This is a genomic window from Sphingopyxis sp., assembly GCF_036402335.1.
GTDB lineage: Bacteria > Pseudomonadota > Alphaproteobacteria > Sphingomonadales > Sphingomonadaceae > Sphingopyxis.
Map to the genome: position 1 here is coordinate 1 of NZ_DASWTD010000057.1, position 7274 is coordinate 7274.

The 7274-nt window shown below is 67.6% G+C and carries 8 protein-coding genes; all 8 read right to left on the bottom strand.

What is annotated here, in order from left to right:
- Positions 1-60: 60 nt before the first annotated feature.
- Positions 61-570 (bottom strand): hypothetical protein, encoded by a 510-nt coding sequence (locus VGD20_RS01670; protein ID WP_331132792.1) that lies wholly within the window; start codon positions 568-570, stop codon positions 61-63.
- Positions 570-1259: a nitroreductase gene (locus VGD20_RS01675; protein WP_331132793.1), complete on the bottom strand. Its 690-nt coding sequence runs from the start codon at positions 1257-1259 to the stop codon at positions 570-572. The genes VGD20_RS01670 and VGD20_RS01675 overlap by 1 nt, the downstream gene beginning before the upstream one ends.
- Complete coding sequence (locus VGD20_RS01680) at positions 1246-2115, bottom strand: RDD family protein (RefSeq protein ID WP_331132794.1); 870 nt, start codon at positions 2113-2115, stop codon at positions 1246-1248. The genes VGD20_RS01675 and VGD20_RS01680 overlap by 14 nt, the downstream gene beginning before the upstream one ends.
- Entirely contained in the window at positions 2112-3155 is a 1044-nt protein-coding gene (locus tag VGD20_RS01685) for a stage II sporulation protein M (RefSeq protein WP_331132795.1), read from the bottom strand. The genes VGD20_RS01680 and VGD20_RS01685 overlap by 4 nt, the downstream gene beginning before the upstream one ends.
- A complete protein-coding gene (locus VGD20_RS01690) occupies positions 3152-4468 on the bottom strand; it encodes a DUF58 domain-containing protein (protein WP_331132796.1) in 1317 nt (438 codons plus the stop codon). The genes VGD20_RS01685 and VGD20_RS01690 overlap by 4 nt, the downstream gene beginning before the upstream one ends.
- Positions 4469-4553: 85 nt before the next feature.
- A complete protein-coding gene (locus VGD20_RS01695) occupies positions 4554-5516 on the bottom strand; it encodes a MoxR family ATPase (RefSeq protein WP_331132797.1) in 963 nt (320 codons plus the stop codon).
- A complete protein-coding gene (locus tag VGD20_RS01700) occupies positions 5506-6744 on the bottom strand; it encodes a DUF4350 domain-containing protein (protein WP_331132798.1) in 1239 nt (412 codons plus the stop codon). Before VGD20_RS01700 ends, VGD20_RS01695 begins: the two co-directional genes overlap by 11 nt.
- Positions 6741-7274: DUF4129 domain-containing protein (locus tag VGD20_RS01705; RefSeq protein WP_331132799.1), on the bottom strand; the 534-nt coding region annotated here is incomplete at its 5' end. The genes VGD20_RS01700 and VGD20_RS01705, both read right to left, overlap by 4 nt.

A 7274-nucleotide genomic window follows, 5' to 3' on the forward strand; every position in this document is an offset into this window, starting at 1 on the left:
CCCCGGCTTTCGCCGGGGTGCACGAGAGGACAGCTCCCCACCCCAAAGCCGGCATCCCGGCTAGCGGCAATCCTCGATGACCCGCCCGATTTCAGACTGCACGGGTAGCGTCAGCGCGCCTCCCCCGGGCGTTTCGAGCGCGAAGCGGCCACGGCTGAAGGCGATGCGGTCGAGCCGCGGGTCGCGGTTGGTCAGGTTCGCGCTGCCGCCGTCGAAGCGGATCTGGTCGGTCCCGGCGCTGGTACGCAGGCTGACATTGCCCGCGAGCGTCGACGTCATGCGGATGCCGCCGCCGCTGCAGGTCATGCTGAGCAGCGGGTTCGCGCTTCCGGTCGGGACAAACGCAGCGGTGCGGCTGCCGGCGTCATAACGCCAAGCCCCGGCATCGACGGCACGGTCCTCCCAGCCGGCGGCCGGGGTCGGCAGCGGCGCGGGCGTCGGCGCCGGCGCGACCGGACGCGGCGCGGGTGGCGGGGCTTCGGGCTGCGGTATCGCGGTGCAACCCGCAACGACGAGCATCAGCGCACCCGCGATGCCATAGCGGAAACCCGGCTGCTTGCTGATCATCATTAAAATCCCTGCCAATCAATCACTTCGTCGAGCGGTGCGCGCGGCACCGGCCACTGGTTCACCGCCGCGTCAACGTCGGCATAGCCGATCGCGAGCCCGGTGAACAAAATCTGCCCGTCGTCCAGCGCCAGCGTTCGCCGGATGGTCGCGCCGTACATCGCCCAGCATTCCTGCGGACAGCTGGCGAGGCCATGTTCGACGAGCAGCAGCATCACCGATTGCAGCCACATGCCCATGTCCGACCATTGCGGCGGACCCATGATGCGCGAACAGTGGAGGAAAAGCATTACCGGTGCGCCGAAACCCCGGTAATTGTCCATGAACCGAGCGAGACGCCCTGCCTTGTCCTCGCGCGGGATGCCGAGCGAGGCATAGAGCGCCTCGCCGACGCCGAAGCGGCGGTCGGTCCAGGGTTCGGTCAGCTCCCGCGGATAAATGTCATATTCGGGCTCCTGTCCCTCGCGCCCCATCGCGATCCGCGCCGCAACAGCATCCTTCACCGCCTGCCATGGTTCGCCGGTCAGTACCGTCGCCTGCCACGGCTGGAGGTTGCCGCCCGAAGGGGCGCGCTGCGCTGCGGCGAAAATCTGCCCGAGCAGCGCGGGATCGACGGGCCGGCCGGTAAAGGCCCGCACCGAACGGCGTTTGTGGAGCGCATCGGAAACGGAATGCGTGTCAGTCGCTGGCATATTTATCCTCACGCCGCTTGCCGAACAGCAATTTGCGTTCGAGCCGGGCTTTCAACTGGCGGTAATAGCCGAGCAGGAAGACATGATCCTCCTCGGCGACGGGGCGGCCGATCTTGGCGCGGATCGCATCGGCGACTTCGCGCATCGCGCGCGGATCCTGCCCGCGGAGCACGCGTTCGAGTTCCTGCAGTTCGAAAATGCCATAGACGGCGAGTTCGGCCTCGCTGAAGACCATCGCATCGCCCGCCGCGGTCGCGATATCGGCGTCGAGCTTCACGCGCTGCGCCATCACGACCCACGTCCCGGCAATCAGGTCGCCCATCCGCATCCGGTCGCGGTTGAACAGCAGGAACAGGCTCAGGGTCAGCGACCAGAGCACCCCCGCGATGATTGTCCACGCCGACGCCATATCCTCGGCCGCGGCGACCCCCAGCATCATCAGCGGCAGGAACAGCTCGAGCTCGCGGATCAGGTTGCGCGCGACCACCGCATCGGCGGTCAGCCGGCCGCCGTCGCGCGCGACGACGCGGATGCCCGTCAATCGCTTGCCCGGCGTCGCGGCGCGCGAACCCAGTTCGAATCCGATGAACCAGAATGTCCGGAGGACGAAGGCGCCGAGCATCCACACGACCACCGTGACATCCGATCCCGAGCCGACGCCGATCCAGATCATCAGCAGCGTAAAGAGAAGGAGCGCGACGGCGATGAGCGTGATGTCGATCATCAGGGCGCCGAAACGCAGCCCCGAACTCGCGATCTTGAGCTCGAGGTCGACGCCCTCGGGCGTGATGAACTGGCGAACCTTCTTCGCACGCGCCGCGCGCAGCCTGGCATTGCTCCGGGCGGCCGCCGTCATGTGACGTCCTCGCGCCGCGGAATGTAATAATAGCCGATCCAGAAGAGCAGCATCAGCGACCCGATCGCATAGCGCAGCATCGTGTCGGTGATCAGCTGCCGCCCGAAGCCTTCGAGCAGCCCGGCGACGAACAGCATCAGGATCACCCCGACCATCACCTTGCCCGCGGTGCGGCCCGCATCGGACGCGGCCTGCAATCGCGCGCGCGCGCCGGGGAAAACGACCGCCGCGCCGATGCGGAGGCCCGCGGCGCCCGACAGCGCGGCGGCGAACAACTCGGTGGTGCCGTGAATGAACAGCCAGCCGCCGAAATCGAAACCCAGTCCCTTGGACGAAAAGACCGCGATCATCGCGCCGAGCCCGATCCCCTGATAATATTCGAGCATCATCGTCGGCACCCCGAAGGCGAAACCGAGCGCAAAGGACAGGATCGATACGCGGCTGTTGTGGGTGAACAAATAGGTCGCGAAGACGTGCAGTCCGCTTTCGCTTTCGTCCGCTGCCGCGGCCTTTCCGTGGCCGAGGGTCGATTGCAGGAACTCGACCGTCGCGCGCGGGTCGCGCCCGCCCGACATCTCCTCGTCGACGAAATTGAAATACCATTCGGGGTTGCTCGCGACGAGCGAATAGCTGGTCAGCGCGCCGAGGATGATGATCAGCGATATGATCACCGTTTCCTTCCACACCGAACGCACCGCAGCCGGCCAGTCGTAGAGGAGGAAGCGGCGAAGGCGGTTCCAGCGGCTCTCGCGTACGCCATAGACGAGGAAATAGCCGCGGATCGACAGCGCCTCGAGATGGTCGAGCAGCGCCTTGTCGAGGCTGGTCGCGCGCGCGATCGACAGCGACGACAGCGTCGCGCGATAGAGCAGCGGCAATTGCAGCAATTCGTCGCTGGTCAGCGCGGCGGCGCCCTTTTTTTCCAGCTTGGTGAGCAGCAGGTCGAAGGCGATCCAGTCGGCCTCGCGTTCGGCGCGAAAACGGCTGGTCGAAAAGGTCGGCGCGTCGATTGCGCGTGCCGGAGCGGGTGGGGGGATCATAGACTGCCTGCCCGCTTGATGCCGAGATAGGCCTCGACCGCGCTTGCGCCCATCGCGTCGGCGGGCACTTCGATAACGTCGGCGCCGAGCCGCTGGAGCCGCGCGATCACCAGTTGCCGGTCGCGCAGCATCGCCGCGGCGACGTTCGATCGCGTCACGTCGGCGCCCGTTTCGGGGCGGCGCCGTTCCTCGCTCTCGACTTCTTCGTCCTTGATGACGACGAACAGCAGCCGGTGCTTCTTCACCAGCCGCCCGGCGGCGCGGATCATCAGGTCGGCGCTCGTCGCGTCGGTGAATTCGGTGAACAGGATGATCAGCGAGCGGCGGTTGAGCTGCGCCGAAAGGGTGGTCAGCGCGAGCGTGAAATTGCTCTCGACATGCGCATAGTCGATCAGGCTTGCGGCGCGCTGCAGCGCGGGGAAATCCTGCGTATGCATATAGGCGGGGGTCAGCGCCTGCGGCTTGGCGGCAAAGGAGAAGAGGCTGATCCGGTCGTTGAGCTTCAGCCCCACATAGGCGAGCAGCAGCGCCGCCGACACCGCGCGGTCGACGCGCGGCATGCCGCCGACCGGCTCGGCCATCGTCCGCCCGCCGTCGATCGCGAGGACGACGCGATTGTCGCGTTCGACACGATATTCCTTGGCAAGCAGTTTGACGTGGCGCGCCGATGCGTTCCAGTCGATCGCGCGGCGATCCATTCCCGGCTGATACTCGGCAAGCGCCTCATATTCGGTCCCTTCGCCGCGGAAACGCTGCTGGCGGAGGCCGAACCAGCTGTTGCGCTGGAACAGCCGGCTGCCCTCGTCGGTCACGGCGCGCAGGCTGGGCACGACGCTGATTGCGCCGTCGATCGCGAAGCGTCGCTGTTTCCATACCAGCCCGAGCGGCCCTGCCCAGCGGACCCACAGCGCCTCGATCAGCGCCTGGCCGCGCCGCGAGGCGGTGAGCGGGAGCGTGCGAAGGAGGGCATCGCCCGCGCCCGAACGGCGCATGTCGCCCGCAAGGCGCCCGCCTTCGACGAGTCTTTCGTCGAGTGCGAGCGCGATCTCGGCGCGCGGAGGAACCGCGCTACCGCTCGCCGCAAGCGACAGCTCGAAGGGGTCGCCGACGCCGACCTGATGCGGGAAGCGCGCGTCGAGCGACAGATGCCGGGGGTTTGCGCCCGCGATGGCGTCGAGAATCAAACAGGCGACGATGATGCCGATCCAGCCGGGCGCGACCAGCCACAGTTCGGGCCGGACCAGCCCGAGCGCGAGCGCCATCGGCGCGCCGAGCAGCAGCAGATAGATTGCGCGGCGGGTTGGATAGATCACCGCGACACCTCGCTATGTGGCGCTGGCGCATCCACATGCGGGAACAAGCCGCGGGGATACACGATAGGGGGGATCGCTGCCTCGATCACCGCGGGACTTCCTCGCGTTCGAGCAGCGCCGCGACGACCTGTTCGACGTTGCGGCCCTCGATCTCGGCGGCCGCCGACAGGATGACGCGGTGGCGCAGCACGCCCGCGGCGAGCCGCTGGATGTCGTCGGGAATCACATAGTCGCGCCCGTCGAGCGCCGCCGCGGCGCAGGCCGCGCGCGCGAGCAGGGTCGCGGCACGGGGGCTGGCGCCGCATTCGAGATCGGCGCTCTCGCGCGTCGCGCGGACGAGGCGGACGATATAGTCGACGATCTCTTCGGCAAGGCGCACGGTCGCGATGATGTCGATCGCTTCGCCGATCGACTTGGCGTCGGCGACCTGGGTGACGCCGAAATCGGCGACCGCGGGGCTTTTGAAGCGCCCGCCATGGTCGGCGACGATCCGCCGTTCCTCGGCGGCGTCGGGATAATCGACGACGAGCTTGAACAGGAAGCGGTCGAGCTGCGCTTCGGGCAGCGGGTAGACGCCCTGCTGCTCGATCGGGTTCTGCGTCGCGAGCACGGTAAAGCGCGGGCTCATGACGTGCGGCTCGCCGTTGATCGTCACGCGCCGCTCCTGCATCGCCTCGAGCAGCGCGGCCTGCGTCTTGGGCGGGGTACGGTTGATTTCGTCGGCGAGCAGCAGTTCGGTGAAGATCGGCCCCTTGGTCAGGGTAAAGCTCGACGTCTGGAAGTTGAACAGGTTCGACCCCAAAATGTCGCCCGGCATCAGGTCGGGGGTGAACTGGATACGCCCGAACGCCAGCCCCGTCGCGCGCGCGAACGCCTGTGCAAGCAGCGTCTTGGCCGTTCCCGGCGGGCCTTCGAGCAGCACATGGCCGCCGGCGAGCAGCGCGATCGTCACCATGCGGGTGAGCGGTCCCTGCCCGAACACGACCTTGCTCACCTCGCCCTCGATCGCGGCACCGAGCGCCCGTACGCTCTCGATATTAGCTGTCACGGAGTAAATCCTTCCTGATGTCGTGCAGCGCCTGCGCGTCTGCAAGGAATTCATGGGTGTTACGCGCGAGCGGCAGCCGCCGCGCGAGCGAGGAAAATGTTTCGCCGCCCGCGCGCAGATGCTTGTCGATCCAGCGGTCGGTTTCGGCTTCGTCGAGCCCGCCGGGCGCGTGCAGGCGCCGCGCGATCGCGATGCGCTGGCTGCGCACATAGGCGTCGGCGCCGTCGAGCTCGCGCCGCGCCTGCTTGATCAGGTCGGCGCTGTTGGCGATCAGCGCCGCCTTTGACACCGGGATCGCGCGGCCGGGCTTCAGCGCGGGGCCAAAGCGCATCCATGCCTGCCACAGCGCGAGCAGCCCGGCGGCGATCAGGCAGAGCGTGATGCCGATGAAAGGCGGGACGAAGGCGAAGCGCAGCAGCGAACGTCCGCTGCCGAACCCGTTCAGCGTCACGTCGAAGGTCAACGCGTCGGCTTCGGCATCTTGGGCAATCGCGTCGATCAGCATCGCAGCCGCCGCGGCGCTCTCGCGGTTGGCGAAGGCGAGGTTGTTCACCAGGTCGGGATCGGACAGGATGTAGATATGGTCGCTGCGATGCCGCGCGAGCAGCGCTCCGCCGTGCGGAAAGCCAACCAGCGTATCGAAATCGTCCGCGACGAGGATCTGCGAGCGAAGCCCGCGCAGCGGCAACGACATGCGCCGTCCGGCGATCGTGCCGGTCGCCCTTGCGCCGCGCGCATGGGCTTCGCTGACGATCTTCTCGATCTTGCCCACCGTCGGCGGCAGCAAGGCCGGTGGCGGTGCAACGGGAAAGCCGCCACCCGCCCAGCCGGCCTTTTCCGGGTGCCGCCCCGTTTCCCATTTCGGCAGGATGATCAGCACCGGTCCGCCGCGATGTCCCTTCAGGACCTCGGCGATCTCGTCGGCCTTGGTCCGGTGCTTCGGCGTCAGGACGAGCAGTTCGCGCCATTCTTCGTCATAGGCCGGCGCTTCTCCGGTCCGGCGCAGTTCGACGTGCGCGCCCGCGCGCTCGGCGAGGTCGACGATCGCCGCATAGCCCGGTGCGCCTTTCGACAGCGCGTGGCCGCCGCCATCGTTGCCGCTCGAAAGCTGCGGACCCAGTGCGATCAACGCCCAGAGCGCGATGAAGGCGACCACGCCGATTGCCACGATGCCCGCCATCAGGCGCGGGTTGAAACCGTGGTCGTTGGCCGCTGCCGTGTCGCTCATGCGCGCGCCCAGTTCTTCGGCACCGTCATCTCCGCATAGGCGCTGCGGCACTGGTCCCATGCGGCGGCATCGATCGCCCGTCCGCCGAACAGGCTGATCTCGACCGCGCGCGCGATGCGGCTGAAGGCTTCGCGTGCGACCGAGGGGAGGTCGCGCGCTTCGGCAAGCTCGCGCGATGTCATCGCGGGTTTGACGAGCCCGGGACGCCGGCCCTCGATATCCTCGACGCTGCGATAGAGCAGCAGGTGCACCGCCTCGGCAAAACGGCTCTCGGCCGCGAGCGCATCGGCTTCGGCCAGCAAGGCGCGGGCGGCACCGGCTTCGGCAAGGCCGACGCTATCGATTTCCTCGTCCCCGCCTGCCTTGCGGCGGAACGGCAAATTGTCGACCCAGCGGGCAAAGGCGGGCACGAAAAAATAGAGGAGCACGAGGGCGAGCACCGCGACGCCGATCCACAGCAAGGGGGTGACGGCGGGCGAGCTCCATTTGAAAAAGCTGCCGATCGAATCGAACAGCGTCTTCAGCCACTC

Bases quoted from the DNA above. Each gene is read 5' to 3' on its own strand.
- VGD20_RS01680 (WP_331132794.1), bottom strand. From the start codon at position 2,115: ATGACGGCGGCCGCCCGGAGCAATGCCAGGCTGCGCGCGGCGCGTGCG.
- VGD20_RS01700 (WP_331132798.1), bottom strand. From the start codon at position 6,744: ATGAGCGACACGGCAGCGGCCAACGACCACGGTTTCAACCCGCGCCTG.
- VGD20_RS01675 (WP_331132793.1), bottom strand. From the start codon at position 1,259: ATGCCAGCGACTGACACGCATTCCGTTTCCGATGCGCTCCACAAACGC.
- VGD20_RS01685 (WP_331132795.1), bottom strand. From the start codon at position 3,155: ATGATCCCCCCACCCGCTCCGGCACGCGCAATCGACGCGCCGACCTTT.
- VGD20_RS01670 (WP_331132792.1), bottom strand. From the start codon at position 570: ATGATGATCAGCAAGCAGCCGGGTTTCCGCTATGGCATCGCGGGTGCG.